General features: G+C 36.6%; 22 protein-coding genes. 2 read left to right on the top strand and 20 right to left on the bottom strand.

The annotated features are described in order from the left end of the window. Positions 1-74: 74 nt before the first annotated feature. Positions 75-1,571: a helix-turn-helix domain-containing protein gene (locus ACVWNY_RS11735; RefSeq protein ID WP_218326579.1), complete on the top strand. Its 1,497-nt coding sequence runs from the start codon at positions 75-77 to the stop codon at positions 1,569-1,571. An 82-nt stretch (positions 1,572-1,653) separates the two neighbouring features. Here ACVWNY_RS11735 and ACVWNY_RS11740 read toward each other — a convergent pair whose 3' ends face one another. The 20 genes from ACVWNY_RS11740 to ACVWNY_RS11835 form a co-directional block, all read right to left on the bottom strand. After that, on the bottom strand, positions 1,654-2,622 hold the full coding sequence (locus ACVWNY_RS11740; protein ID WP_218326580.1) for a ribose-phosphate diphosphokinase: 969 nt from the start codon (positions 2,620-2,622) through the stop codon (positions 1,654-1,656). A gap of 97 nt (positions 2,623-2,719) precedes the next feature. Then, complete coding sequence (gene glmU / locus ACVWNY_RS11745; protein WP_454071406.1) at positions 2,720-4,087, bottom strand: bifunctional UDP-N-acetylglucosamine diphosphorylase/glucosamine-1-phosphate N-acetyltransferase GlmU; 1,368 nt, start codon at positions 4,085-4,087, stop codon at positions 2,720-2,722. A 107-nt stretch (positions 4,088-4,194) separates the two neighbouring features. Next, positions 4,195-5,016, bottom strand: coding sequence for a pur operon repressor (gene purR, locus ACVWNY_RS11750; RefSeq protein ID WP_218326582.1), 822 nt, complete (start codon positions 5,014-5,016; stop codon positions 4,195-4,197). A gap of 206 nt (positions 5,017-5,222) precedes the next feature. Then, positions 5,223-6,053, bottom strand: a complete 831-nt coding sequence (locus tag ACVWNY_RS11755; protein WP_218326584.1) for a metal ABC transporter permease — start codon at positions 6,051-6,053, stop codon at positions 5,223-5,225. Next, positions 6,026-6,706, bottom strand: a complete 681-nt coding sequence (locus ACVWNY_RS11760) for a metal ABC transporter ATP-binding protein (RefSeq protein WP_218326586.1) — start codon at positions 6,704-6,706, stop codon at positions 6,026-6,028. The genes ACVWNY_RS11755 and ACVWNY_RS11760 overlap by 28 nt, the downstream gene beginning before the upstream one ends. 60 nt (positions 6,707-6,766) lie before the next feature. Further along, the gene (locus tag ACVWNY_RS11765; protein ID WP_454071407.1) at positions 6,767-7,723 is read right to left on the bottom strand and encodes a metal ABC transporter substrate-binding protein; all 957 of its coding nucleotides are present in this window, start codon (positions 7,721-7,723) and stop codon (positions 6,767-6,769) included. A 303-nt stretch (positions 7,724-8,026) separates the two neighbouring features. Continuing rightward, complete coding sequence (locus ACVWNY_RS11770) at positions 8,027-8,734, bottom strand: AAA family ATPase (RefSeq protein ID WP_454071408.1); 708 nt, start codon at positions 8,732-8,734, stop codon at positions 8,027-8,029. An 86-nt stretch (positions 8,735-8,820) separates the two neighbouring features. Continuing rightward, positions 8,821-9,672, bottom strand: coding sequence for a 4-(cytidine 5'-diphospho)-2-C-methyl-D-erythritol kinase (ispE, locus tag ACVWNY_RS11775; protein WP_454071409.1), 852 nt, complete (start codon positions 9,670-9,672; stop codon positions 8,821-8,823). Between the two features lie 120 nt (positions 9,673-9,792). Beyond that, positions 9,793-12,354 carry a bifunctional lysylphosphatidylglycerol flippase/synthetase MprF gene (gene mprF / locus ACVWNY_RS11780; protein WP_218326593.1) on the bottom strand — a complete coding sequence of 854 codons (2,562 nt, stop codon included), beginning with the start codon at positions 12,352-12,354 and terminating at the stop codon, positions 9,793-9,795. Positions 12,355-12,532: 178 nt separating this feature from the next. After that, entirely contained in the window at positions 12,533-14,089 is a 1,557-nt protein-coding gene (gene rny, locus ACVWNY_RS11785) for a ribonuclease Y (protein ID WP_218326594.1), read from the bottom strand. Positions 14,090-14,322: 233 nt separating this feature from the next. After that, complete coding sequence (gene recA, locus ACVWNY_RS11790) at positions 14,323-15,378, bottom strand: recombinase RecA (protein ID WP_218326595.1); 1,056 nt, start codon at positions 15,376-15,378, stop codon at positions 14,323-14,325. A 103-nt stretch (positions 15,379-15,481) separates the two neighbouring features. Next, entirely contained in the window at positions 15,482-16,726 is a 1,245-nt protein-coding gene (locus ACVWNY_RS11795) for a competence/damage-inducible protein A (protein ID WP_218326596.1), read from the bottom strand. A gap of 151 nt (positions 16,727-16,877) precedes the next feature. Beyond that, positions 16,878-17,984, bottom strand: coding sequence for an ABC transporter ATP-binding protein (locus ACVWNY_RS11800; protein WP_218326597.1), 1,107 nt, complete (start codon positions 17,982-17,984; stop codon positions 16,878-16,880). Between the two features lie 36 nt (positions 17,985-18,020). Next, positions 18,021-18,845, bottom strand: a complete 825-nt coding sequence (locus ACVWNY_RS11805) for a carbohydrate ABC transporter permease (RefSeq protein WP_454071410.1) — start codon at positions 18,843-18,845, stop codon at positions 18,021-18,023. Between the two features lie 16 nt (positions 18,846-18,861). Then, positions 18,862-19,821 carry a carbohydrate ABC transporter permease gene (locus ACVWNY_RS11810; RefSeq protein WP_218326599.1) on the bottom strand — a complete coding sequence of 320 codons (960 nt, stop codon included), beginning with the start codon at positions 19,819-19,821 and terminating at the stop codon, positions 18,862-18,864. A 22-nt stretch (positions 19,822-19,843) separates the two neighbouring features. Further along, the gene (locus tag ACVWNY_RS11815) at positions 19,844-21,091 is read right to left on the bottom strand and encodes an ABC transporter substrate-binding protein (RefSeq protein WP_454071411.1); all 1,248 of its coding nucleotides are present in this window, start codon (positions 21,089-21,091) and stop codon (positions 19,844-19,846) included. 15 nt (positions 21,092-21,106) lie between these two features. Then, complete coding sequence (locus ACVWNY_RS11820; RefSeq protein WP_454071412.1) at positions 21,107-22,129, bottom strand: Gfo/Idh/MocA family protein; 1,023 nt, start codon at positions 22,127-22,129, stop codon at positions 21,107-21,109. Positions 22,130-22,145: 16 nt separating this feature from the next. After that, the gene (locus ACVWNY_RS11825; protein WP_218326605.1) at positions 22,146-23,009 is read right to left on the bottom strand and encodes a sugar phosphate isomerase/epimerase family protein; all 864 of its coding nucleotides are present in this window, start codon (positions 23,007-23,009) and stop codon (positions 22,146-22,148) included. Between the two features lie 24 nt (positions 23,010-23,033). Next, positions 23,034-24,005 carry a Gfo/Idh/MocA family protein gene (locus ACVWNY_RS11830; RefSeq protein WP_454071413.1) on the bottom strand — a complete coding sequence of 324 codons (972 nt, stop codon included), beginning with the start codon at positions 24,003-24,005 and terminating at the stop codon, positions 23,034-23,036. Between the two features lie 5 nt (positions 24,006-24,010). Beyond that, positions 24,011-24,469 (bottom strand): hypothetical protein, encoded by a 459-nt coding sequence (locus tag ACVWNY_RS11835; RefSeq protein WP_454071414.1) that lies wholly within the window; start codon positions 24,467-24,469, stop codon positions 24,011-24,013. A 166-nt stretch (positions 24,470-24,635) separates the two neighbouring features. Between ACVWNY_RS11835 and ACVWNY_RS11840 the strand changes: the two genes are divergently transcribed. Then, on the top strand, positions 24,636-25,535 hold the full coding sequence (locus ACVWNY_RS11840; RefSeq protein ID WP_218326610.1) for a helix-turn-helix transcriptional regulator: 900 nt from the start codon (positions 24,636-24,638) through the stop codon (positions 25,533-25,535). Positions 25,536-25,544: the final 9 nt, after the last annotated feature.

Raw genomic sequence — 25,544 nt, forward strand, 5'->3', positions numbered from 1 at the left:
ATATAAAATACAGTACAATGTTACTAAATTAAATATGGTTATTATTTAGTGACACATATCAAGGAGGATACTATATGTTATACGAAGAGTTAATGTTGGATCCATCGCTCTTATTACGATTCAACATTTTCAAATACTTACTGAAAACAGAAAAACCCGTTCTATCCATTAGTCAATTGTCTGAAGACATGGAGCTAAACTATCAACAAAGCGTTATTGAATTAAACGAGATTGAAGAAGAATTGAAAGAAATTGAATCTGATCATAAAGAGATCATGATGAGAGCTGGTAAAGTCAACATTCAAAACATCAAAATATCGGTTGACGAATATCGTTATCACTTGCTTAAAAAAGCGGTACCCTTTCAGTATATCTTATATTTCTTGAATGAAGAAGAGCCTACCATTGAAAAATTCTGTGAAAAATACTTCGTTAGTCGCTCAACTGTTTCCCGTAAAATCGACAATTTAAAAAAACATCTAAAACATTTCAATATTCGTTTTACCTATACGGAAGCGGGTATGTCAGGTGACGAACGTCTCATCCGAATGGCTTTATTTGATATTTTATGGTTAGGGACTCGCGGAATTGATATTCCTCTTAATATAGATACAGAAATATTAGATTCATTAATTAATCACTATAGTCATTATTTCCCATTATCACGGACTTATTTTGGTACACGGGAATTGCGTTTATTTGGTGCTCTATTCTTAGCCCGGGTCAGCAAGCAAAACTTTGCCAAGTATGATCCTCGTTATAATTTCTTGATGAAAGACAATCCTTATTATGATTTCTCTTCATTAAAAGATTTAGTGAATTTTGAAATGACTCCTAGACAATTAAAAGGGGAATCAAGTTTTATTTACTTCATTGCTCATTATGCACCTTTCTACACTATTCGAGAAGATAGTAGCTTAAAACAAGCGATTCACGATTTCTCTGCACGACCAAACGCAGTCAATGATTTTGTAAACGAATTTCGTTCCTTTGCTAAAAAAGTCTTGTTCCCAGATAAACCTGGCGTCATGGATGATCCTTTGATTATTGGTAATTTATTAAATATTACCTTTACTTTCTTTGTTTACCGCCAACCATTTCCAAATATTACTAGCTTGGTTTTTGCGCCTGCTAAAAATCAAACCCAAGGTGGTTATGTCTTAGAACAAAATATCATGAATTTCATGCAAAGTGCTACTGAAAATCCAAGCTTTAACTTTATAAACTCAATTCACGGTTTATTAGGAAAATCATTTAAACAATTATTACTACCTTACTTTAATCAATTTCCATATTCGGACAATTTAAAAGTTGCAGTTGCCTTAGAGCATAACGCCATCTTTGTCCGAGACATTTATCAGTTTTTAGAAGATTTACGTTTTGTTGATGCCGAAGCTTATGATACTTCAGCTCGCGATGACTATGATTTGATTATTACTTCTTCTTCTATTTTACAAAAAGAAAAACCAAATCTAAAGATCTTCCAAATTGATTACACCAACGAAGATCTAGTGCCACTTTACATGAATCTACGTAAAATCTACGATGAGAAAAATTTTGTCAATAAATAATCTTATGATCGACTGTCTTTCTGGCAGTCGATTTTTTTGGTCAAAAAAACTCTGCCAGGCATCTGACAGAGTAAATAATTTATTAGAATTTCTTTTCAAATAATGGACTAACTGGTTTGTTTTCATGGATGCGTTTAATTGCATCTCCCATTAAAATACCCACAGAAATTTCATCGATTTTGTCGATTTTGCGTTCATCTGATAAAAAGATTGAGTCTGTTACAACTAAATGTTCGATGGCTGAATCAGAAATTCGTTGCATTGCTGGACCTGATAAAACAGGATGTGTACATGAAGCGTAAACACTCACTGCGCCGGCTTCTCTTAACGCATTGGCTGCTAAAGTTACCGTTCCTGCAGTATCAATCATGTCATCGATAATCACACAAGTTTTACCTTCAACATTACCGATAATATTCATGACTTCTGCCACATTGGCTTTTGGTCGGCGTTTATCAATAATCGCAATTGGTGATTTCAAAAATTCTGCTAATTTTCGGGCACGAGTCACTCCACCATGGTCGGGAGAAACAACAACTACATCGTCACCACAAATATTTTTTTCTAAGAAATAGTTAGCAATTAATGGTGCACCCATTAAATGATCCACTGGAATATCAAAGAAACCTTGAATTTGAGAGGCATGTAAGTCTAATGTTAATAGGCGAGTTGCACCAGCTTTTTCGATCATATTTGCCACTAATTTAGCTGTAATCGGTTCACGGGCACGCGCTTTACGGTCTTGACGAGCGTAACCATAATATGGCATTACGACATTAATCGTTTTAGCACTGGCACGTTTTAAAGCATCAATCATGATTAAAAGTTCCATTAAATTATCGTTGACAGGGGCACTCGTTGATTGAATCACATAGACATGTGAGCCACGAATACTTTCTTCAATGTTAACTTGAATTTCACCATCACTAAATTTCGTAACAGAGCTGTTACCTAGTTCAACACCGACTTCTTCCGCAATTTTTTCGGCTAACGGACGGTTAGAACTTAAAGCGAAAATTTTCAATCTTGGATCAAAATAATGTTTTGACATGGGAACCTCCACTTTCTATTATGCATACGAATACGATTATAAACTATTGCGGCTAAAAAACTAGCCTATTTTTAAAAATCAAAAATGTTTTTTCTACCTAAAAAGGCAAATGACTAGCATAACCACTCTTATTGACTTGTCGAGCCCGACCAATTGCTAAATCGCCTTCCTTGACATCTTCGGTAATCGTCGAGCCAGCCGCAACCACACTATTTTTTTCAATCATTAATGGTGCTACTAAATTAGTACTTGAGCCGATAAAGACGTGATCTCCAATAACCGTTTGATGTTTGTTTTTCCCATCGTAGTTGACAAAAACAACGCCACAACCGACATTAATATCTTCTCCTAAAACAGCGTCTCCCACATAAGTTAAATGACCGACTTTGGTATTTTCACCAATTTTGGCTTTTTTAATTTCAACAAAATTACCAATATGGGCTTTTTCACCGATTTCAGCCTGTGGACGTAAATGTGCATAAGGACCAACATCAGCATTTTTCCGGACAATCGCTTCTTCAATTACAGACTGTTTGATTTCAACGTTGTCTTCAACAATACTATCGACAATTTTCGAATGGGCACCTATAACTACATCAGAACCAATCACTGTTTTTCCTTGAATTTGTACGCCAGCTTCAATAATTGTATCAGAACCAATCTCAACCCCCGCATCAATATAAGTCGTCGCTGGGTCAATAAAGCTAACCCCATTTACCATATGCATCTGATTAATACGGCGGCGCATAATCCGATTGGCTTCAGCTAATGCCAATCGATCATTCACCCCAATTGATTCTTCAAAATCTTCCGTTTGATAAGCCGCAACGGTTTTGCCATCGGCTTTTAAAATTTCAATAATGTCAGTTAAGTAGTATTCTCCTTGGGCATTATTTGTTCCGATTTTTTCTAAAGCATCAAATAAGGCTTCATTGTCAAAACAATAAGTCCCAGTATTAATTTCTTGGATACGAATTTCTTCTGGCGTAGCATCTTTTTGCTCCACGATTTTTTCAACAATTCCCACGTGATCGCGAATAATACGACCATAGCTAGTTGGATCATCGGCATGGGCCGTCAAAATTGTTGCGCTAGCTTTTTTTCCTTGGTGATAATCAAATAAGTGATCAATAGTTTGACTAGTCAATAGCGGTGTATCTCCACTAATGACTAAAGTCGTCCCTTTTTTCCTTTTTAAAAATTCAGCCGCTTGCATCACTGCATGACCAGTACCCAATTGTTCTTCTTGAACCACGTACTCAGTTCGATCGCCTAATTGTTCTTTGACTTTTTCTGCGCCATGACCAACGACGGTCACAATTTCTGACGGTTTTGTTTCGATTACTCGTTCAATAATATGTTCTACCATCGGCTTACCAGCTACTGGATGTAAAACTTTATATAATTTCGATTTCATGCGGGTTCCTTTACCGGCCGCTAAAATAATCGTGTATCGCTTTTCCAAAATAATCGCTCCTAAATATTTTCTATTTCTTTCAGTTTAGCTTAGATAATCCGTTTTTTCAATTAACTAAAAGAAGAGCAGTGAACTTTTGTCCCTGCTCTATTTCTTTATTCTTTTGAAAAACAATTGCCAGGGACAACTGTAATAGTTTTTGTTGCAGTATCAACATCTTTTACATAAAGTAACGAGCGGTAATCAGAAATAGCTCGTTCCCCTTTGAATTTAGATTCAGCAAAAACAGTGATACCCACTAATTCTGCTTCAAATTCTTCAATTAAACTCTTCATACCGTTGACGGTCCCGCCGCCTTTCATGAAGTCATCTACGATTAATACTTTTGAACCACGCCGCAAGCTGCGTTTTGATAATTCCATCTTTTCAATCCGTTCAGAAGAACCTGATACATAATTGACGCTAACAGTTGCGCCTTCAGTAATTTTTGAGTCACGACGGACAATCACAAAAGGTGCGTTCAAATAATAAGAAACTGCTTGAGCAATCGGTACACCTTTAGTTGCTACAGTCATTACTGCATCCACATCTTCGTTGATGTATTGCGCGGCAATAATTCTACCAACCATCCGTAATAAATCTGGTTGTCCTAACATATCAGATAAATATACATAACCACCAGGTAATAAACGATCTTCCTCTGACAAAGTTTCCGCTAAGGAAGCAATGTATTGGCTAGCTTCCTCTTCGCTAATGCTAGGCGTATAAACGACTCCGCCGGCTGCACCAGGAATGGTAGCTAAATAGCCATTACCCCGCTCTTTAAATGTTTTTTTGACGATCGCTAAATCTTCACTGATTGAAGATTTGGCTGAACCATAACGCTCCGCAAAAAAAGTTAAGGGAATCAAGTCATGGGGGTGTTCTAATAAATATTGAGTCATATCGATCAATCGTTCACTACGACGAACTTTCACACATTGTCACTCCTGTTCAATTTTTTATCGTTTCTCATTATAAGGGTTTTGATGAAAAAAAGCGAGAAATAGCGAGATAAATTTATACAAAGTTCGTAATTTATTAATAATGAACGAAAAATATCAGGAAATCTTTCGTTTTCTTCTCATTTTCACCTATAAAAAAAGCTTCCAACCTATTTTGTTGGAAACTTTTCATCGACTATTTAATATTGCTTTTGTTTACGTTGGTACAAAATTTTTACGCGACGTACCACTAACATCAGTAAAAATAAGAAGACAAAACTCAAAGTAATCGTTGCTCCCGGCGGTGTATCTAAATAATAAGAAGAAGTTAATCCACCTACCATTCCGATAAAGCCAATAATAATACTAATGAAAATAACCGCATTAAAACTTTTTCCCATCCGCATTCCGGTCGCTGCCGGTAAGACCATAATCGCTGAAACTAACAAAGCACCGGCAATCGGAATCATTACTGCAATCGCAATCCCCGTTACAATATTGAAAATCATCGACATTTTTACAACTGGTAAACCATCGACAGCCGCAATATCTTGGTCAAAGGTTAGCACATACATCGGACGTTTAAACAAAATAAATAATACACCAATAACTACTAATAAAACTCCTAAGAAAACTACTTGCATCCAAGTCAATGTGACAATTGAGCCAAATAAATATGATTGAATACTCACAGCCGAACTACCTGGTGCCAAACTCATTAAAACTAACGCCAAAGCTAAACCTGAGGCCATCAAAATAGCAATCGAAATTTCGGAATAACCTCGGTACATGCTTTGTAAGTATTCCATCAAAATGGCTGCAATAATGACAACTAATAGCGTTGTTACTGTAGGATTTAAATTAAAGAAAAAGCCTAATGCCACACCAGCTAAAGATACATGAGACAAAGTATCCGCCATTAAAGATTGGCGGCGAATGACTAGAAAAACCCCCAACATTGGCGCAATCCCAGCAATAAAAATCGCCGCCAAAAAGGCTCTTCTCATGAACTCATATGAAAGCAACGCCATTGAGAATCCTCCTTTCGCACCAAACGTATTTGGCGATCAATATATTTTTTAGTATCTTCATGGTCGTGGGTAATCATCAAAATACTTTTATCATGACGATGAGCTGCATGTTTTAGCAACGCATAAAAATCATTGCGTGAACTTTCATCCATTCCAGTAGTTGGTTCATCTAAGACAAATAAATCAGGATCTTTCGCAAAAATGCGGGCAATATTAATCCGTTGTTTTTGTCCGCCAGATAATTCGCCGATTCGTTTGTGACGCATATTCCACAAGCCAACAGATTCCAAGGCTTTTTTAGTATGTTCATGGTCTCTGGCACTTAATTTTTTAAACCATTTGCCTTGAGGATAACGACCAGAGCTGACTAATTCGTAGACAGTACTAGGAAAACCTGCATTAAAGGAAGCTACTTGTTGGGGAATGTAGCCAACACTAAGTTTGCCTCCATCTTTATTGGTTTTAGCAATTGTGACTTTTCCGCTATGGGGTTTCAAAATTCCTAAGGTCGCTTTCACTAACGTAGACTTCGCTGCCCCGTTTTCTCCTGTTAGAATGACAAATTCTCCTGGGTCTACATGATAAGAGACATTTTCCAAAACGGGTTCGTCATCATAATAAAACGACAAATTTTCAACTTCTATGTATGACATTTTTTTATCCTTTCTGTAAATAAGACCGGTATTCCCTGATGGAAACACCGGTAAAACTACTTATTTAATTGTTTCTTGTAAGGCAGCTAAATTTTCTTCCATGACTGAAATGTAATTTTCGCCAGCTTTGATTTGTTTGTTAGTTAAACTTTCCAGCGGATTTAAGACAGCTAGTTTTACACCAGTCTCATTGGAGAGGGTTTCCGCCACTTTTGAGGAAGCATTTTCTTCAAAATAAATCACGCTAACATTGTGTTCTTCTACATAATCTTTCAACTCACCTAAACGACTTGGTGAAGGTTCTTGATCAGGGGAAATTCCGGCAATAGCTTCTTGGGTTAAGCCATATTGTTTTGCTAAATAACCAAAGGCCGCATGTTGGGTAACAAAAGTTTTGTTACTAGCATTTTGAAAAGCATCTTGATATTTAGTATTTAATTGATTTAATTTTTCAATATAAGCAGCAGCATTCTTTTCGTATGCTGACTTGTTGTCAGGATCTTTTTTACTTAATTCAGCTTGAATATTTTCGACTTCTTTAATGGCTAAAACAGGATCTAACCAAACGTGTGGGTCTAAATCATGTTGATGCTCTTCTTCATGATCAGCTGCTTCACCTTCATGATCATGCTCTTCTTCCGAGCCCTCCATCAAATCGATTCCTTTAGAAGCTTCAATCACGGTTGTTTTCTTCGTGTCAACACTGTCAGTTAAATGATCCGTCCATGTTTCTAACTCAGGACTGTTATAAACAAAAGCATCGGCTTCTGAAATTTTAGCCAAATCTTTAGCGGAGGGTTCAAAATCATGAGGTTCTGTTCCCGCCGGAATTAATAATTCCACATCTGCTTTGTCACCAGCTACTTCCTTGGTAAATTCGTACATTGGATAAAAAGTCGCGATGATTTTTAATTTACTTCCATCACTATTTTGACTATTTTCTTGCGCACCACAGGCAGTCAGCACTAATGATACTATCACAAGTAATAAAAAAAGAAATCCTTTATGTTTTTTCATTATTCACCCATCCTTATCTTTTAGACAAAGAATAATTTAACAGACGTTTTCTTATTCGTCAACTCAAATCGTAAAATTTACGTTTTGAAACTCATAAACACTGATAAATCGTAATTTATATGTTTTATTATTCATATAAACAGATAAACATGTAATCGTATTTACGTTATTTTAATAAAGATAATTAAGCTATCTCAGCAGATCCTTAATCATTTTTTTAAAATTTAAAGAAAATTACTACTCAGCATATTTTAATAAAATTTGAAATTGTTATGGACTTTTATCGGAGATAAATAAAAAATTTTATTCTTGCTCCAAATAAAAAGTCATGCGCTCAGGATTATCCAAAAAAAGCTTCATATCTTTATAAGCATCAGTAGTTTGGTAATCAATTTTCTTCATTTCATTATTGCCATCAAAAATGGTTGCTCCCGATGCTGCCAATAAAACAGGTGAATGAGTGGCAATCAAAAATTGACAGTTCTGTTTACTCAATAAAAGAATTTCTCTTAGTAACGTCATCTGTCTAGATACCGAAAGTCCAGACTCCGGCTCGTCTAAAATATACAGACCGTTGGGACCAAAGCGATGGGTAATGATAGACAGCATTCCTTCACCATGAGACATTTTGTGTAAGGCTGTTTTTCCATAATAAGTAGATAATCCTAATTCTTCTACTTCTGAAGCAAGATTATAGTAATTTTCTGCTCGTAAAAAGAAGCTAACTTTGGGAATTAGCCCTTTTCGGACTAAAGTCAGAAATTCATGGAGTTCAGAGTGGCTGTCATAAGTGGAAAAGTTGAAATTCTTTGTCCCACCTTCAGGATTCATCCCGAAAGAAATCGCAATAGCTTCCAATAACGTTGATTTTCCAGAGCCATTTTCACCAGCAAAAAAACTAATTGGTTGATTGAGCTTCAACGAATTTTTACTAAGTGCTTGGACAACTGGTAAAGTGTAAGGATATTCATTAGAAAAATTAGTTTGAAGTCTGATCTCATCAATGAACATAAAATGCCTCCTAAAAATTTTATCTCCATGGCCTATCCATAGCTATCAATTCTCAATGATAAAAAAGCTTGAGGAAATCCCCAAGCTTACTTTAAGGTTCGAACTAAATAAACTTCATCACAAAAGCCTTTTAAAGCATTCATGACATGCTGCGCCCGAGAATATTTATGGCATAAGCCGTAAACGGTCGGACCTGATCCACTCATCATAGCGGCATCAGCGCCATATTTCACCATACGGTCTTTGATTTGCTGAATAATCGGATGCTTTTTGATAGTGACAGCTTCCATCGAGTTACCTAAGTTTTCCGTCATTGCTTGATAGTCATTGGCTTCAATCGCCGCCACTAAAGCTGAAATATCGGGATGATGTAATTGATCCATCACGATTTGTGAAAAAACCGTTCGCGTCGATACACTCATCCGCGGTTTCACTACCACTACCCAACATTGCGGCATCGGCGACAAAACAGTCACTTTTTCACCAAAACCTTCTACTAAAGAAGTTTTTCCGTAGACACAATATGGCACATCTGAACCTACTTCAGCTCCTAACTGCGCCAATTCTGCTGTCGTCAAGTTCAACGACCACAGACGATTAATTGCGCGCAAAGCTGCTGCCGAATCTGTTGATCCGCCACCTAAACCAGCTGCAACGGGAATCTTTTTTTGAATTTTCACATGTAGACCAGTCTGAATTTGGAATCGGTCTTTAACTAACTCCAAGGCTTCATAGACATGGTTTTTTTTATCGGTTGGCAAAAATGCCTTATTGGTTTCAATCACGATTTTATCTTCGGCAATTTCTTCTAAATATAACCGATCTGCTAAATCAATCGAAGCCATCACCATCGACAATTCATGTAAACCATCTGGACGTTTACCTAAAATATCTAAACCCAGATTTATTTTTGCTGGTGCTTTTTCAATGATTTCCATCTTCTCACCTGTCTAATTTTATCATTAGAAAATTTTAGCATAGCCTCCTAAAAAAGTATAGTTCGGCCTCCATAAAAAAGGTCTGATAAAAATGAGCAACGCTCATCTATCAGAACCTCCTTATAATTCAATCATTTCTTCTGACAATGGTGTTGCTTTATCTTTTCCACGGCCAATTAAAATCAGTAGTTGACTGGCAGAAAAAACAAAACTACTGGATTTCATGTAAGCAAAATAACGCGGTCGCCAATAATCAACGTAAGGATTTTTTTCTTCTGTAACTTGTTGGAAATCATAAAATGAATGCCCGTATTTATAAATCAAGTTCATTACTCTTTCACCTAAGAAAGCAAAAGAAGTTTCTCCCACTTTTGCTAACGGAGCCATACCTTGATAAACTTCCTTAAAACCCATTTGATGTAATTGATCCATTAAATGCAACTTCAAAAAGGTAGACAGCTCATTAGGCAAATCTTTTTTGTAGCGCAGCAAGTCATAAGAAACAATTTCTTTTGTAATTGGTTGTTGGCTAATAAAACCGACTAGCTCACCTTCAGGATTTAAAGCCACTCCAATACCGCTAGTTTTTAAATACTGTTTATCGAAACGACCTACTGAAAAGTGTTTTTCCTTTTCACCATTTAACCACTCATCAGAAATTTTCACCAAATCCGACAATAAGGCATCTGTTGGTTGTTGATAATATTGGAATTGATAGCCTAATTTAGCCAAACGCTCAAAACCAAAGCGGTCTGAAAATACTTCTTGATGATGACGAGAAAAATCAGTTACGCCAGTTTCGCCAATTTTGTCAAAGTGAAAACCTAAATCATGTAACAGCAAAACATATTCTTCTGAAATCTTATAAAAAGCTAATTGATAGCCTAATTTATCGACATATTCCATAAAGGCAATCGTGGCAGCTTGCCACTTTTCAGGATTGCCTAACGGATCACCTAAAACGAAGCACTTATTTGCTCGCGGTTGAAAACCAAACATCATTTGATCCGCACCATTTTCTTGATAATAAAAATAGCTATAGCCTGACAGACGTAAATAATGACTGGCTGCCGTTCCACCATACAGTTTTTGCAAATGATTGAACCGTTCTTCGTCCCATTTCTCACCAACTATTTCTTTTTTAGTCGTCAAAAATTGATATAAAGTGGCTAAACAAATAATGGATAAAACGACACCTAACATGCCAGAAATCCAAATATCTTCAGAAGGAAAAGCAAAATATTTACTAGCAAAAGCCTGACTGCTCCAAATTTGGCCACTATGATAGCCCGCCACAGCGTAAATAACTAACAGAATACCAAATAGCAAACCATCCGTCACAATTGCTCCCCAAGAATAAGCAAAGCTTTGCCGATAAAATTCTTTGCGCGAAGCCCAGACAATCAATAAAATAATTACATATACAGTAATCAATCGAACCGAAGCTGTTCGAGAGACCGTATTTACAATCCCAAAAATCAGCAAAGCGATGGTGGGCCAAAAGGCTTTCTCAACCTTTTGTGAAATACCTCGCGCCAATCCTAATAATAAAAAACCAATTAATAAATTCAACGTCTGATCTAAGAAATTAAAAGAAAAAGGCAAGACAATTTCAAATAAACGGCTCAGATTAGATAGATTCGTAAAGGTAGATAACAAAATCATCATAGTTCCAGCAAAATATACCGCAACGACTAAACAAGTGTGGGCAAATTTTTGTGATAGAAGCCGCGGCAAATTGTCAAAATAACGATTTAATTTCACACTAGTATTGGTTAAATAAATAATAATACCCGTTACAAAAGGAATGAAATAATAAAAAATCCGATAAAACAAAATCCAAACCACGGCACTACTTTGACTTAACCCTAAATGTCCTAACCCTAAAATCATCATGACATCAAAAGTTCCCGCACCACCAGGAACCATCGTCAGCATGCCTAATCCAGTCGCAATCACAAACATGGGATAAACATCAACTATTGAAAAATCTAGTTGCATCAAATAGCCGACAACTAAAAAGACCGACAAGGCTCCTAGCCATTGGCCAGTCGAAGCGGCAACTAACTCGGCCAACCAACGCGCGCGAAATTCTTTAAACAAAGTTTTTCGACGATTATAAATAAACGTCAATAAAACAGGAGCGAAAAAACCACCTAATAACAGCCACCAACGATAATGATAAAAAGGATTATTATGCCGGAATGCAATTAAATCTAAGGAAGTTACTAAAGCTAACAGTGAAAGCCCACTGAGCATAAACAAAGCAATTTTGGACACCGTAGCAATCACTTTTTTTCGTTCCAAGCCTTTACCATAAAAATTAGCTCGCAAACTCGCCCCAATCACTCCACCAAAACCAGCTAAATTATTAATTGTATTTGTCGTCCAAGCGGCAACTAAAAAATCTCGCTTAGTTAATTTTTGACTGCCCATATTTACCAAACTTTTTTCAGCCACCCGATCATATAAGACCATTGGCAAAAGTCCCGCTAGTCCAGCGATAAGCATTCCTAATAACGCCCAGCGGTTTTGCCCTTTGATGCGCAGTAAAATATCCTGAAAGCTCATTCCATGAGCAATATTGCGGACTTGATTGGCAACGAAGAACAAGACGATGCCAAAAAAGATAATTTTAATTAAGGTAGCATGCTTCTTTAGCCACTGACTGAGCTTTCTCATTTTTCTTGCTCCTCTTTTTGATTAGTTCAATATCTCTAAAAAATTTTGAAGTAACAACTGTATTTTCTTTTATGGTAGCTTAAGCTGAAGTATTTGCCAACTTGATATGATGTTTTTTTAATTTTTTTTCAAAGAAAAAGACATCAACCAATTTCGATTGATGTCTTAGTAACATTACTTATTTCGCGTAATCTGTTGCTCGGGTTTCTCGAATAACAGTTACTTTGATGTGTCCTGGATAATCCAACTCATCTTCAATCTTACGACGAATATCACGAACTAAACGAACGGCATCTAAGTCAGAGATTGCTTCTGGTTTAACCATTACTCGAACTTCGCGTCCAGCTTGAACGGCGAAGCTTGATTCGACCCCTTCAAAACCGTTGGAAATATTTTCCAAGTTTTCTAAGCGACGAATATAGTTTTCCAATGATTCGCTACGGGCACCCGGTCGCGCTGCTGAAACTGCATCGGCAGCTGCTACCAAAACAGAAATAACTGAAGTCGCTTCAGTATCTCCATGGTGAGAAGCAATAGCATTGATAACCGTTGAATTTTCTTTGTATTTCGCTGCTAACTCGGCCCCAATTTCAACGTGAGAGCCTTCAATCTCGTGATCCAACGCTTTCCCAATATCATGTAGCAAGCCGGCTCTTTGGGCTAATTGGACATTTTCGCCCAGTTCAGCTGCTAGAATACCGGTCAAGCGAGCAACTTCGACACTGTGATCTAAGACGTTTTGGCCGTAACTTGTTCTAAAGTGCAAACGACCTAAAATCTTAATTAAGTCAGGATGTAATGTATGGGCGCCAACTTCAAAGGCTGCCTGTTCACCATACTCACGAATCCGTTCATCCATTTCTTTTCGAGATTTTTCAACCATCTCTTCAATACGAGCCGGATGAATCCGACCATCTTGAATCAGTTTTTCCAACGTCATACGGGCAATTTCCCGACGAATTGGATCAAAGCCTGACAATACAACTGCTTCTGGTGTATCATCGATAATTAAATCAATCCCAGTTAATGTTTCAAGGGTACGAATATTTCGACCTTCACGACCGATAATCCGACCTTTCATTTCATCATTTGGTAAGTTAACTACTGAAACAGTTGTTTCTGAAACAGCATCAGCACCAGAACGTTGAATCGCCATCGCCAATAAGTTTTTCGCTTTACGATCCGCTTCTTCTTTGGCTCTTTGTTCTGATTCTTTCACCATAATGGTCAACTCTTGATTTAATTCTTCTTCCGTCGTCTGCATGATGATCTCTTTGGCTTCATCTTTAGTCAACGAAGCAACTTGTTCAAGTTTTACTTGTTGTTTCTCAATCAGTTGTTCTACTTCTTGTTCTCGCTCGTCAATTAATTGCTGTCTAGCACTAATTCTTGTCTCTTTGTCTTCCAGTGAGTGCTCACGCTTCTCTAGAGAGTCGTCTTTACGATCAATCGACTGTTCTCTTTGAAGCAAGCGATTTTCTTGTAGTTTTAATTCTTGTTTGCTTTCTTTCAACTCACTTTCAATTTGTGCGCGATACTGCTGGTTTTCTTCTTTGGCCTCTAACAAAGCTTCTTTTCTTAGTGTTTCTGCTTCTTTATTGGCTTGATTAATGATGCCTCTTGCTGAAGTATGAGCACCTTCAATCTCTTTATCATGGCGCGATTTTGCCACCATAAACCCTAAACCAAGACCGACAATTAAAAAGATGATAGCGAGGAGAATAGGAACTAACATGAAATCCACCTCCGTACTATCGTATTATAGTTATCTGTAGTTTTTCTTGATAAACGTCATTAAAATTATCAATATGCCTAACTTGCATACGTGCGAAATACGCACAAGTATATTTTACTTTTTGTCTGATAGTGTGTCAACTTAATTTGGCTTGTTAACAAGCCTTTACAGAGAAATGACTAAAAAACAAAAAAAGTTGCGGCCAAAATAAATTGATCGCAACTCTCTGCTTTTTATTCATCTTCTAAAGGTAGTTCTTCTTGACCAGCTACTTCAACTTCTTCGCCTTCACTACCCGGTTCGCCTATCCCAAAAGCTGCCCGAACTCTTTGAGAAACTTCCGCCATCATATCAGGATGTTCCCGCATATAATTCTTTGCGTTTTCTCGACCTTGACCGATACGTTCGTCTTTGTAGCCATACCAAGCACCGCTTTTATCTACGATATCTTTTTCGACAGCCATATCTAGTAATTCGCCTTCTTGTGAAATTCCTTGACCATACATCAAGTCTACTTCAGCAACTTTGAAAGGTGGTGCTACTTTATTTTTAACTACTTTAATTTTCGTCCGGTTACCAATAATATCCGTACCGCTCTTTAACTGTTCTGCTCGGCGTACCTCTAAACGAACAGTTGCGTAAAACTTCAAGGCACGTCCACCCGGTGTTGTTTCTGGATTCCCAAACATTACGCCAACTTTTTCCCGAATTTGGTTGATAAAGATTGCGATTGTTTTCGTTTTATTGATTGAACCTGATAATTTACGTAGCGCTTGCGACATCAAACGAGCCTGCAAACCAACGTGAGAAGCTCCCATTTCACCATCAATTTCTGCTCTAGGTACTAAAGCAGCCACCGAGTCAATAACGATAATATCAACTGCACCAGATGAAACTAACGCATCTGCAATTTCTAAACCTTGTTCACCAGTATCTGGTTGTGATAATAATAAATCATCAATTTTTACGCCTAATTTTTCAGCATATTGTGGATCTAAGGCATGTTCCGCATCAATAAATGCAGCGGTTCCGCCTTGTTTTTGGACTTCAGCAATCGCATGTAATGCGACTGTCGTCTTACCAGAACTTTCAGGTCCATAAACTTCTACAATCCGACCACGAGGATATCCGCCGACACCTAATGCGACATCCAACGCTAGTGAACCACTAGGAATAGTTGAGATTTGTGTATCAACCTTTTCCCCTAATTTCATAATGGAGCCTTTACCAAAATTCTTTTCTATTTTCTTTAAAGCATTGTCTAATGCTACTTTACGATCTTCAGCCAAGAAAAATCCTCCTTGATATTATAATTTCCGTCAGTCAACATGATTAGTTTAGCGGTTTAAAGTGAGAAATGCAAGCAAAAAGCGAACAAACATTCGTATTTAATTATTTATTTAAAATTGCGCGGCGCAACATGTCTAAACCTTTCATGACAGAACTTTGTCTAATGTAGGCGCGATCTCGACTAAAAGCTTTCTGTTCAATAACTGTTTCGCCATCTTTTTGTGCTACTGCAATAAAAACAGTTCCTTTAGGCTGACCTTCTAATGGATCTGGACCAGCTACGCCAGTAAAGGCTACTGCATAATCTGTATTTGCTAATTCTCGAGCTTTTTCAGCCATGACACCTGCAATTTCTTTACTAACTACTCCATATTCTTCAATTAACGTTGAATCGATTCCTAAGAAGTTTTCTTTGGTCTCATTGGAATAAGTCACAAATCCTCCCGGAAAGACTTCAGAAACCCCTGGAACGTCCGCTAGACGAGCTTGGAATGCTCCTGCCGTCAAACTTTCAGCGGCTGTGACACTTTTTTGATGTTCCTTTAATAAATTTACGACCGTTTCTTCTAAACTATTGTCGTCACCATACCCGTAGAAGTATTCTCCTTCAACTGCTAATATCTCAGCTTCCACCTGATCTAGCAAGGTTTTTGCAGAAGCATCATCTTCGGTTTTTGCAGTAATGCGCAAGGTCACTTCATTTGGTTTAGCATAAGGTGCAATCGTTGGATTGGTTTGATTTTCAATCATTTCTGCTAAATCTGTCACAATTTGTGACTCACCAATTCCATAAAAACGCAAAACGCGAGAAGTTAGTTTTTCATGAACACCAAATTTTTCTACCAATAATGGCGCCGCTTGTTCACTGAACATAGGTTTTAATTCACTTGGCGGTCCAGGTAAAATAATATAGTTATTTTTTTCTCCTAGATACAAACTACCAATTGCTAAACCGGTTCGATTTGGCAGAGGAATCCCGCCTTCAAGCGTTTCAATTTGTCGTATGTTATTCGGTGTCATCGGTCGATCACGACTACCAAAAAATTCATTCATATGGTCCAATGCAGCTTGATTTCGAACGAGCTGAATTCCTAAATGGTCAGCCAAAACATTTTTTGTCAAATCATCATCAGTTGGTCCTAAACCACCACATAAAACAATTAAATCACTTCTTGAATCCGCTAAAACCAATAACTCTTCTAAACGTTTTGGATTATCTCCCACAACAGTATGATAATAAACTTCAATTCCTAAATCAGCTAATCCTTCAGAAATAAAAGTCGCATTTGTATTAACAACCTGTCCTAACAAAAGTTCTGTTCCTACTGCAATAATCTCTGCTTTCATTCTCTTCACTTCTTTCTTAAAATACGCCATTTGAGTCTATCATACCAAAAAAAGTCTAAAAAACTTGTCATTTCGTCTAGAATACAAAAAAAACTGCAAGTTAAAACCCGCAGCCTCTTCTATAATTTAAAATTAATAACACGCATTTGATTTATCCCATTGATAAAATTGGAATTACCTTTTCATTTTCTTTATCAAAAAAATGTCCTTTTGCTACATTGAAATTCAAGGTAATTTCAGAGCCTGGTTTATGAAAATCAAAGGCATTTACTTTTGAGACAAATTCAGTATCCCCCAATTTTGAATAAAGTAATGATTCTGATCCTAATAATTCTGAAACCATAACTTCAGCTTTTACTAATGATCCTTCAGCACTTTCATCGGCATGAATATTTTCTGGTCGAATACCAAAAGTTAAATTTTGACCATTGTAACCTTTTTCTTCTAAAACCTTTTTTTGTTGGGGATCAATTGTTAAATGCAGACCCTTGCCATCACTAATAACACCATCTTGCAAGCGAACATTGAAAAAATTCATAGCAGGCGAACCGATAAATCCGGCCACAAAAACATTCGTTGGCGTATCATAAACTTCTTGTGGCGTACCGACTTGTTGGATCAAGCCATCTTTCATAATTACAATGCGGTCAGCCATCGTCATCGCTTCAGTTTGATCATGGGTCACATAAATGGTGGTAGTCCCTAAGCGTTGATGTAGGCGAGCAATTTCAGCCCGCATCGATACTCGTAATTTGGCATCTAAATTTGATAATGGTTCATCCATTAAGAAAACTTGCGCATCTCGTACAATCGCACGACCTAATGCAACCCGCTGTCTTTGTCCCCCTGATAAAGCTGCGGGTTTTCTTTGCAAGTATTCTGATAAACCTAGAATCTCTGCCGCATTCTCAACTCGTTTTTTAATTTCCTCTTTTTCGTATTTTCTTAGTTTTAAACCAAAAGCCATATTATCATAAACAGACATATGAGGATATAAGGCATAATTCTGAAAAACCATTGCGATATCGCGGTCTTTGGGTGGCGCGTCATTGACAATTTTTTCACCAATCTTTAATTCACCATCAGTAATATCTTCTAGGCCAGCAATCATTCGTAAAGTTGTTGATTTCCCACAACCTGATGGCCCGACAAAAACTATAAATTCTTTGTCATCAATTTCTAAATTAAAATCAGTTACCGAATAACTATCGGCATTGTCATATTTCTTATAAATGTGATTGAGTGTAAGTTGCGTCATTGCATCTCATCCTTTTTTAAATTCTTTTCGACAAATTTATTTCCCACCAGATAGGGCAATTCCCTCGATAAATTGTTTTTGGAAAATCAAGAAAACAATGATTAACGGAATACAAGCTAAAAAGGACCCCGCCATCATCAAAGGATAGTCCGCACTGTATTGGCCGTTTAAAGTTGCCAATCCTGAAGTGAGAGTCATCTTATCTGTTGATGTATTAATAATTAGCAGCCATAATAGCGAATTCCAGCCATATAATAAGGCAAAAATCCCTTGAGAAATCAAAGCTGATTTAGATAACGGTAAAATGATGGTAAAAAAGATGCGAACCCGCGAACAACCATCGATAATCGCGGCTTCCTCTACCTCTTTTGGTATCGTCATAAAAAATTGGCGCAACAAGAACGTTCCAAAAGCTGAAAATAAACCTGGTAAAAATAGCGCTGGAATCGTGTTAATTAAGCCCATTTTTTGAACCAACAAATATTGTGGAATCAAGAATATTTGACTTGGTACCATCAAGATTGATAAAAGTAAAATGAACAATGCATTTTTAAAAGGAAAGCTAAGTCGTGCAAAAGCGTAAGCAGCCAGTGCACACAACAATGTTTGTACGACTACAATCATTAAAGTACTGACAATCGTATTAAAATAGAAATTTCCAAATGGGAAAATTTCAAAAATTCTTTTATAGTTTTCCCACTGAGGCACATCTGGCAAAATATTTGGTGGTACTCTGATTGCTTCAGTTTTAGTTTTCAATGAGGTAATAATCATCCAAACAAATGGAAAGACCATCATTACTGATCCAAGGATTAACAGTAGATGGACAAAGATACGATTCGTATTACGAGTTTTTTTCATCTGACTGACTCCTTTTTTAGTATGAGTAATGTACCCATTTTTTCTGTAAAGCAAATTCGATTACGGTAATAATTAACGTAAGGATTAACAAAACAACGACAATTGCTGCGCCATAACCCTTTTCATTAAAGACAAAAGAATTACGATAGAACAGATAGGCTACTGATTGGACGCTCCGTAAAGCCGGATTGGTTTCTGAATACATCATGTAAACCAAATCATAAACTTGCAGTGCAGTAATTAGTGACGTGATTGATTGGAAAAAGACAGTCGGACTTAATAACGGAACTGTAATACTAAAAAATTTACGAATAGGTCCTGCGCCATCAATATCTGCCGCTTCATAATATGTGCTGGGAATACCCTGTAGCCCGGATAAAAAGATTACGATGGAGGTCCCTAATGAACTCCAAACGCCAACAATTATTAGAGCTACCATTGCCCAATCAGGATTTGTAATCCAGCCTGGCCCATCAATCCCGAAAACAGCTAATATTTGGTTAATAATCCCATATTCCGAATTAAACATCCATTTCCAAATCATCGCTACCGCTGAAGTCATGGTAACCGCTGGTAAGAAATAGATGACACGATAAAAACTTTTACCGCGTATTTTAGAATTAAGTAAAACGGCTATAAAAACAGAAATAACAATTGCTACCGGAACCGTAAAAACTGCATAAATTAATGTATTTTTTAGTGCTTGTACCAAATCCGCATCAGTCAGCAATCGTTTATAGTTTTCTAAACCAACCATTTCGTAGCCGCCGAACATTCCCCATTTAGTAAATGAATAAAAAATACTTTGACACATGGGTATCAGATAAAACGCTAAAATCCCTATAAACAGAGGGGCTATAAAAAGCCCCGCTGTATACACTTGATCTTTTTTATATTTTTTGAAGATCACGTTTGGTGATTTTTTTCGCGACTTATTCTGAGGGTCGATTTTTTTTCTAGTTTGTTTCTCATCCATACTAGCGACCTCCTCAAGTCAGTTAGTTTTTAGCTAGAATCTCGTTTGCCTTCGTTTCAATTTCTTTACAACCTTCTTCGACTGTCTTATCACCTGACCAAACTTCATTCATAATATCTTGTTCGATAGCCGTTGCAGCAGAAGAATTTTTATAATTAGAAAATGGCACTGCGTAATCTACTGCATCAAGAAAAACTTGAAGATTTTTCTCAGGATAGGCATCCACCCAAGCTTCAGCTGAACCTTCATAAGAAGGAATAACTACACCTGATTCAGCAACTGTCTCCATTTGTTTTTTCTCAGATAAAAATTCAACCCATTTTTTCGCTTCTTCTTTATGTTCAGAACCTGCATAGACTACATTTGATAATGAGTTAGACGTCGTTGCTCTTTCTTTACCTTGTGGTAACGGTGCAATATCAATATTTTCTCTTCCATATTCATCTTTAAATATTACTGGTGCTTGATAAGAACCATCAACAATCATCGCTACTTTTCCAGCAATCAGTAGTTCGGGTTGTTGCGCACTATTGGTTAAATCAATTGGCGTACCTGAACCATCTTCGATAAAGCTGTGCCAATATTTTACACCGTCAATTGTTGCATCTTCACCAAAGCCAGATTTTTTGCCATCATCGCTAAATGGTCTTCCGCCATTTTGATATATTGCTTGATAATAACCTGTTTCCCAAACTGGAGGTGTACCTAGTCCGTAAACCCCCGTTTCTTCATTTGTTAATTGCTTAGCCACTTCTTGTAGTTTTGCCCAATCCCAAGTTTCATCTGGATAAGCAATACCTGCGTCATCAAACATTTTTTTGTTATACCATAATGCATTGGTATCAAAATCTTTTGGTACGCCATATAACTTACCGTCTTGTGTATAAGACTCTTGATAAATTTCTGGAATTTTATCCTTATCAAATTTCACATCATCCATTGGCTCTAAAACACCATTATCGATATAATCAATCGCTCTAGGAATATTCATCCAAAATACATCTGGTGCACTTTTACCAGTCACTGCAGTTTCTAATTTAGTCCAATATTGCGCCCATGGAGTCACTTGAAATTTTATTTTTATGTTAGGATTTTCTTTTTCAAAATCTTTGGCAATTTCTTCATAAACAGGTGCTTGTTGTTTATCCCACAGCCCATAATTAATCGTTACTTCATCACCTGAACCGCTACTACTATTATCTGAGCCACCACATGCTGCCAACAAACCAAGCGCCAACACACTCGCCATACCTAAAAGAATTTTTTTCATTTATTTTCTCTCCTTTTATAATTTAATTGTCTTCTTCTGATCCGCTGATTGAACTTCAGCTTCTGCGATACGAATTGTCTCCATCGTACTTTCTAACGGACAAGCTAATTGTGGATCGACATCATCAATGATTGATTGAGCAAAGTGTTTAATTTCAATATAATAGCCACTTTCTTCATCAATATCAGGAGTAAAACTTGATTGGTTGTTAGGGTAATCAGTAAATTTTTTATTTTCTAAAATAATCGTTCCTTTTTCAAATGAGAATCTAAAACGCATTTCAAAACCAAAATCATCATTATTGATTGTCCAGTTGTCTTGCGCATTGACTACAACATTATCAAAACTATAATTAGTAGAAACCATATCGTAGCCACTACCTTCGTAGTAGACTTTTCCAGTAGTATTCACTTCTTCTGGAGTCCCCAACAGCCAGTTAATTGTATCAACATCATGGATATGCTGGTCTAATAGACATCCGCCAGAACGCTCGCGATCCAACAACCAATTATCCCAAGACCAAAGTGGCGTTGTGCCACCTCTAAACAAGGCAACTTCATTTAGAGCGCCATATCGTCCACTATCGATAGTTTCTTTGATATAACGATAAGAAGGGAAAAATCGTAATGTTTGTCCAATCATTAAATAGCGTTGGAATTTTTTGCTAGCATCGATCATTTCTTGACAGGCTTCAGTTGAAATAGCCATCGGTTTTTCACAAAAAACATGTAAACCTAACGACATAGCCTTAACTGCATAAGGAGCATGAATAAATGTTGGCAAACATAAATCAACATAATCTAATTCTTCGTTAGCAATCATTTCTTCCATATCGGTATAGAAATTAAACTGTGTAAAATCAATATTCTTATCACTGACATCAATATTTCCTTGAGTTAACTTACCTGTTCTTTTTTCTTCATTGACATCGCAAATGGCCACCAATTTAATTGGAAAGCCTTCATCCATCAATCTTTTATAAATTCCCAAATGTGAACTTCCCATAAATCCTAAGCCGACCAAACCAACTTTTAACATCTCCGATTCCTCCAATTTATAATTTTGTAATATAACTTAAAGCACCGGCTGTATCTAGTGCTAGTTGTTGTCCATTGACTTTATACGGCGATAACTCGCAAGTTAACGGCCCATCATAACCAATTCTGTTTAATTCCTTCACACAAGACTGCCAGTTGACATCCCCTTGTAGTAAATTAGTAAAGCCTTGAATACTGCCAATGCTTTGCTTGAAATCCTTCACGTGAATTTTTGCAATTTTATTCCCTAGTATTCTGATCCATTGTTCTGGAAAACCATATTGTAAAATATTACCAATATCAAAATATGCTCCAACATAATCACTGTTCACTTGATCTAATAGTTGACGAAATTCCAGCGGTGACAATAAGAATTTATTCCAAACATTCTCTATCCCGATGACAATTTTTTTATCTTGAGCGTAAGGTGCCAACTCTGACAAAGCTGCTTTAGCCAACTCATACGCTTGATCATATGGTTGCTCCGTAGTTACTAAAGCCGGAACTACTAAAACAGTATCCCCTCCTAAAACTTGACAAAAATCAATCATCTTGCAAACAATTGCTTTTCCCTTTTCCCGAATTTTCTCATCATTACTGTTTAACGGATAAGTCCAATGAAGCGCCGTTGATAGACTAGAAATAGGTAATTGATATTTTTCCATTAAATGAAGAATTTGATTTAAAACTTCTTCATCAGCCTCTAAAGTCAAATCCAACTTTTCTGCCAATGCCAAGTCATTAGTAACAATTGAATCATTGACGATATTTTCAGTGACATTTAATTCAATTGTGTCAAAACCAGCTTCTTTGGTAACTTTGAATTGTTCTTCCAGGGAAAGATCACTTGGTAACGACCAGACGTTCATTCCTTTTTTCACAATGATTCCTCCTACTACTTTTTTCTATACGGTAATGGGCTGTTTCTTTTGAGCTGCCTCAAAGGCCATTTGCGTAATCAACACTGTGTATAACCCATCTTCTCCACTAACCGGTGCTGGTAAATCATTTTCAATTGCCTCGATAAATGCCTGCATCATTAAATGATCCATATCATCTTCATAATAAACATCTTTAATTTTTTGCTGATTGTCAGAATAAACCTGCATCTTTCGACCAAATCCATCAATAATGATGTAGCCTTTTTCAAAAACAACTTCTAAAATGGCATCTCCCCAGATTGGATAAATCATCGGACGATTCCAAGATGTATCTAATGACATGATAGTTTTTTCTTTAAATTGGATATTAACTAATCCAATATCTTCAACTGCTAACTCCGCGTCACTTTTACCGATAAAAGCGGATATCTTTTCTGGAGTAATTTTAAATAAATAGTTAACTAAATCGCTGATATGAACAGTATGATCAATTAAAGCGCCCCCGCCAGATAATGCCGGATCGACAAACCAGTCACCAGGGTTTTTCCCGTGATTAGATGAGTTAATTGCCAATACTGGACCGTAATCGCGCTCAGCAATTATTCTTTTTAAATCTTGAACAGGTTGACTAAAACGAACTGGATGAGCCACCATTAATTTCACTTGATTCTTTTTAGCTGCCTGAATCATCATTTCACCATCAGCCACACTTAACGCCATTGGTTTTTCAACAATTACATGCTTTTTCGCTTTAAATGATTGCAAAGCCAATTCTTTGTGGAAAACATTTTCTGAACAAACTAAAATCGTGTCGCAGTCAGTTGCTAAAACTTCTGCTACCGTTAAAAACCAAGGAATTTTTTTATCATTGCAAAACTCTTTCGCTGCAACTTCACAGTGATCATAAACACCAGTGATTTCAATATTTGCTCTTTTTAATTCTCGAAAATAACTTTCAACATGCATATGGGCAACGCCTAAAATACCGACTTTCATGCTAACTATTCACCTCCTATTAACTGAAACTTTTTTAAAATCTCGCTAACGGCTATATCATCATGATCACTGACAAAATAATCTGCTTGATAGTCAAATCCACTAAAAGCACTGTCAGCTGAACTATCGTATTGCACCATATTATCTTTAGCTACCACTTCAACCTTAAAATAAGGTTCTTGCACAGATGAATAAGTTGCCAACGCAATATTAAACAACGAATCATCACTAAACTGACCATTGATAATTTGTGTACTTTGATTTCTTTGTAAAACTAAATCTTTTACCTCAAACGAATTTGCTGATAAAGCTTTTTTTATTTCGAAAATAAATTGCAACCCTTTCTCCAGTATAAGTTCTGAAGAATCCTGATTTTCCGCTTGATAATAGCTTAATCTCAAGAATGTCGCTTGCGTTAATTTATTAATATCGCAAACTTTCATGACTTTTTTTGCAAATAACATCTTTTCCACCCCTTGAAGAATCCGCTTTCATTTATTACAATAAGAATACTTGATGACAAGCCTAGTTTATTTAGAAAAAAAACCTATTTATTTGCAAATTAAGACACTATTCCCGCTCATCTATTTTCTATCATCACATTTTTAAAAGTCTGTGAGGTGCCCATTTTTGGAACTAAATTCCCATTATATCAGTGTTTTACCTATTAAAAGAATTTATCGATTGCACTTATTTATTCTGCAAAAAAAAGAGACCTATCAATTTAGTGGTTATCCTCAATTAGTTCTCTACTATATTGAAACAGGAAATGTGAAACTTATTACAAAAGAAGAAGAGCTTTTTTTACAAGCTGGTGAGAGTATTATTTTAACTGGTAAAAATAATTTCCATTTTATCAATGAAAAATGCGAATCCGCTAGTCTAGCTGCTATCACCTTTAATGTTTTTTCTGAGGATACGACCATTCAACCTGTGATTAAACAGAAAATACGCCTAGCCGAAACACAAAAAAATTTAATCAAAGATGTGCTGGCTAAAACTCAATTGTTATACGTCCAATCGTCAAATCAAAGCTATGATTTACAGAGCCGAAATACTCAGTCAGACCCTTTTGATGAACGCATTCTGTATTTACATTTCGCTGAATTGCTTTATACCATGGCGCAAAACTTTCAACGAAATCAAGCCTGTGATAACAATAAGCATCGAAAAAATAATAAACAAGAAATGGTGTCAGATATTTTACATTTTATGGAAGAACATTTAGATAAAAATTATTCCGTGGAAGAACTAGCCAATCATTTTTTCATCAGTCCTTCTTACATTAAGAAAATTTTTAAAGAACACACTGGCTACAGTATGATCAATTACTACAAAACTTTAAAAATGGAGCGAGCTAAAGAACTAATTCAAAACGAAGACTTAAGCTTTACAGACATTGGTTTGTCTTTGGGTTATGACAGCATTCATCATTTTTCCAACACCTTTAAAAAGTACACAGGTCTCAGTCCTTCACGTTATAAACAGTCTATTGATGTTGTAAAACAGAAAATTAATTATTTTAGTTAGGAGTTGTTT

It is taken from the genome of Enterococcus sp. JNUCC 77 (assembly GCF_054819945.1).